This window comes from Streptomyces torulosus, from assembly GCF_001419765.1.
Lineage (GTDB): Bacteria > Actinomycetota > Actinomycetes > Streptomycetales > Streptomycetaceae > Streptomyces > Streptomyces torulosus.
On record NZ_LIRK01000921.1, the window covers coordinates 1 to 1,528 of the forward strand.

At 72.9% G+C, this 1,528-nt stretch carries 1 protein-coding gene; it reads left to right on the forward strand.

Going from position 1 to position 1,528, the window contains the following annotated elements; translation table 11 throughout:
* Positions 1-457 (forward strand): NPCBM/NEW2 domain-containing protein (locus AOK23_RS42525; protein ID WP_206336442.1); only part of this gene is annotated, 457 nt, incomplete at its 5' end.
* Between the last annotated feature and the right edge of the window lie 1,071 nt (positions 458-1,528).

Consider the following 1,528-nt stretch of genomic DNA (forward strand, 5'->3'; position numbering starts at 1 on the left):
GCCCACTCCCGCACCCGCTCCCCCGGCCGTCTACCCGTGGAACGAGCTGCGGTACGGGCTCCTCGGCGACGGCACCGAGCCCGAGATGCGGCTCGGCGAGAGCAGCTGGGTCTGGCAGCGCTACGGGATGTCGGTCGGGCAGAAGCGGTACGCGCACGGGGTGACCGTCCACGGCCGCTCCTCCGTCACCGTCGACCTCAACCGCCGATGCACCTCGTACGACGCGCTCGTCGGCATCGACGACATGACGCTCGGCCACGGCAAGGTGTACTTCTCCGTCTACGGCGACGGGGTGCGACTGTGGAAGTCGGGGCTCGTCGAGGGCGGGGACGCGGCGGTACCGGTCCGGGTGAACATCGCCGGACGCCGGACGGTACGGCTGGTCGTCGAACCGCACAGCCACTTCGACGGGACGACCATGGCGGACTGGGCGGAGTCGCGGTTCAGCTGCGAGTAGGAGCGGGGAACGACTGACCGGGCGGGCCCGTAGCGGCTCAAGGACGATGGCTCGGCAACCGAGCACAGGCCGAGAGTGGGCCGGGCACAGATGGGACGGCGCTCAGAGCGCTTCGAGGGACTCGCTCAGGTCGGCGAGTGCCGTGAGCGGGGTGTACGTCCTGCCCCGGTCGGCCTCGGCGTCGTGGCGGGGGCCGCCGAGGGCGGTGAGCGCGGCGGTCCGGGTCCGTTCGTGCTCGTCGTGTTCCGGGAGGGCGCAGGGGTGGTCGCCGCGCCAGCGGTTCGCGGCGGCGAGGAGGCGTACGGCGCGGGCGTGGTCGCCCAGCCGGGACAGTACGGTCGCCGCGCTGTCGGCCAGGGCCGCGATCACCGTCTCCGCGCAGCGGTTGTCCACCGCGGTGCGCAGGGCCTCGGTCAGCCTGCGCAGTCCGGCCGCCGGGCCCGACTCGGCGGTCGTCACCAGCCCGTCGACCAGGTCGAGGAACGCCTTGAACTGCGGCGGAGGCGTGCCACGACGGGTCTCCTCATGCGCCGACCGCCACAGCGCGCGGGCCTGGACGTGATCGCCGTCGTCCAACGCCATATGGGCGCGCAGGAGACTGACGAACGCGCGGGAGTCCGGGACGCCGAAGCGGTCGGCCGCCGCCGTGGCCTCGTCCAGCGCGGCCAGGGCCGCCNNGCGCATCCAGCGGTCGCCCACGCGGTCGGCTATCGCGCGGAGTTCGGTGAGGTCGTCCTCGACGCCGAGCATGTTGCCGGAGGAGTCGACGAGCATGTGGGTGCGGAGCATGAGCGTGAAGCCGAGTTCCCAGTCGCCACCGTGCTCACGGCAGTTGGCCACCGCCTCGTCCATCATGGCGCGGATGTCGACCGTGGCGGTGCCGTCCAGCATGTACGCGGTGAGAGGCCAGACCAGGCCGGGGAAGCGGGCGGCGGCCGGGCCGGTGTGGCCGGACAGGGCTCTGAGGCGGGTGATGTAGGCGCGGGCCTGGGGGTCGTTCGGCACGCCGATGGGGCCGGACTCCGCGATCAGGGCGAGGTGAAGGAGCCGGAGGGCCATACGGGGGTGGTG